Genomic DNA, 2,152 nt, shown 5'->3' with positions numbered 1-2,152 from the left:
CACCATTGGCTGAGTTCTTCGCCAGTTAAAGCATGAGATTCTGCAATGGCTAATAATTTTTCTTGACCTGACCACTGTCTACTATCTGAAGAGAGTTGATTTAATTGTTCTCTATGATTTCTAAGCCAAGCATCTAAAGAGCTTTTGGATATATTGAGTTCTTTGGCTACATCTTTCAGAGACCGGTCTCCTCTGTTATTAGCCAATTTAATTGCATTCATTTTAAATTCATCTGAAAATTTTGGGTTAGCCATATTTTTAAATCTCCTATTATTTAATGATAGTGTACTATAAAATTATTAACAACTATCCTAATTGATAGGGCTATTCGGCCAGATTATCAGATGAAAATGTTCAGATAGCTGATGAGTTACTTCAACTTATTGATGAACATAAGCGATGGGGATTTAAACTCTGTTTTGACTACTTACGCAACGTCAAAGGTAGGACTTGGAACCATAAGCGTGTTTATCGTATTTATTGTGAACTTGAACTCAATCTTCGGATAAAACCTAGAAAGAGGATTAAACGTGATAATCCTGATGCACTTGCTATCCCAGAGCAACCCAATGTCGTTTGGTCAATGGACTTTATGTCAGATGCTTTATCGACGGGTAAAGGAATAAGGACGTTTAATGTGATTGATGATTTTAATCGTGAAGGGTTATGTCTAGATATTGATTTTTCACTATCAAGTGATCGTGTTATTGATTCATTAAAGCGGATTATCGAGTGGAGGGGAAAACCCAAAATCTTAAGATGTGATAATGGGCCAGAATATATTAGTGGTAAACTGAGAGATTGGGCTAAAAAAGAAGGCATTCAATTACTTTATATTGAACCTGGTAAACCAACACAAAATGCTTATGTAGAGCGTTTTAATAGAACCGTTCGGGAAGAATTATTGGATATGTATTTGTTCGATAGTTTGTATGAAGCTCAGAATATTGCGACCCAGTGGCTATGGATGTACAATAACGAAAGGCCACATTCAGCAATAGGCCATGTACCACCTAAATTTAAACTAAATTAACAAAGTTTCTATTTTTAATTCGAGTTAAAAATGGGGGTATTACAGAAATCCTTTATCTAAAATTATGGCTAACTATCGAGACATTGAATTTGAAAAAATTAATGACGAGATATTGTATTCTCTAGGGCCTTATAGTCTAAGGTTTCAAATACGAAATGATAAAGTTGATAGAATAAAAATAAGAATAAAGCACCCTAAATGAGAGCCTTGAATTTATGTGTGATATTCAATCTATTTATTTTTACACTAATAAATATATAATTAACAAAATTAATTCTATAAGCTAAAGACTTGTGTTGTGGAAATATTCAACCTAGCTTTAATTCACTAATAATAGTATTAAACAACATAAAGCTTTTGAAGAGTTTGATACGATAAATACACTCATTGGTTGGGAGCAAATTATTAACCTATTGAATGTGCTCATAGCCAATAAAAAAATCGTTTAGGAGCATCGGCTTAAGCGCTTATCATGATGTTTAAAGTTCTGTTATTACCCCTATGAACTAGGATAGTTATTAATAATTTTATAGTACACTATCATTAAATAATAGGAGATTTAGAAAAATGGCTAACCCAAAATTTTCAGATGAATTTAAAATGAATGCAATTAAATTAGCTAATAACAGAGGAGATCGTTCTCTGAAAGATATAGCTAAAGAAATCAATATATCCCAAAGCTCTTTAGATGCTTGGTTTAGAAACCATAGAGAAGAATTAAATCAACTCTCTTCTGATAGGTAAACACTGGCCAGCTCAAGAAAAATTATTAGCCATTGCAGAATCTCATGCTTTAACTGGCGAAGAACTCAGCCAATGGTGCCGTATGAAAGGCATTTTTGAACATCAATTAAAGTCTTGGAAAAGGGAGTTTATTGAGAGTTCTGAAAAGAAAAACAGTAATGTACAAACAGCTGAATTAAAAACACTTAAGGATAAGAACAAGGAGCTAGAAGCTGATTTAAAAAGGAAAAATAAAAATAAAGCTATGGTGGTATGATTTTCCTGTAATCATCTTTAGTCTATAATAACAAAAAATAGGAGACTATATTCTGACAACAGAACCTAAAAAAATTCGTGTTAATTTTACCCCACAGCAAAAGAATGAATTTGCAAAAT

At 32.3% G+C, this 2,152-nt stretch carries 3 protein-coding genes and 1 pseudogene; 3 read left to right on the top strand and 1 reads right to left on the bottom strand.

The window, feature by feature from the left end; all coding sequences use genetic code 11:
- On the bottom strand, positions 1–254 hold a 254-nt coding region (locus ACFFIT_RS02035), incomplete at its 3' end, for a transposase (RefSeq protein WP_385875918.1).
- 71 nt (positions 255–325) lie between these two features.
- On the opposite strand from ACFFIT_RS02035, the pseudogene ACFFIT_RS02030 reads away from it, so the two are divergent.
- The 3 genes and pseudogenes from ACFFIT_RS02030 to ACFFIT_RS02020 all read left to right on the top strand — a co-directional run.
- Positions 326–1,033, top strand: a pseudogene (locus ACFFIT_RS02030) (IS3 family transposase); the annotation flags it as partial.
- A 567-nt stretch (positions 1,034–1,600) separates the two neighbouring features.
- Positions 1,601–1,777 (top strand): transposase, encoded by a 177-nt coding sequence (locus ACFFIT_RS02025; RefSeq protein ID WP_385875916.1) that lies wholly within the window; start codon positions 1,601–1,603, stop codon positions 1,775–1,777.
- Between the two features lie 82 nt (positions 1,778–1,859).
- A complete protein-coding gene (locus ACFFIT_RS02020; RefSeq protein WP_385875914.1) occupies positions 1,860–2,033 on the top strand; it encodes a hypothetical protein in 174 nt (57 codons plus the stop codon).
- The last annotated feature ends 119 nt before the right edge of the window (positions 2,034–2,152 follow it).

Origin of the sequence: Thorsellia kenyensis, assembly GCF_042432445.1 — a bacterium.
GTDB classification, from domain to species: Bacteria; Pseudomonadota; Gammaproteobacteria; order Enterobacterales; family Thorselliaceae; genus Thorsellia; species Thorsellia kenyensis.
This window is presented reverse-complemented; position numbering and strand designations above follow the sequence as displayed.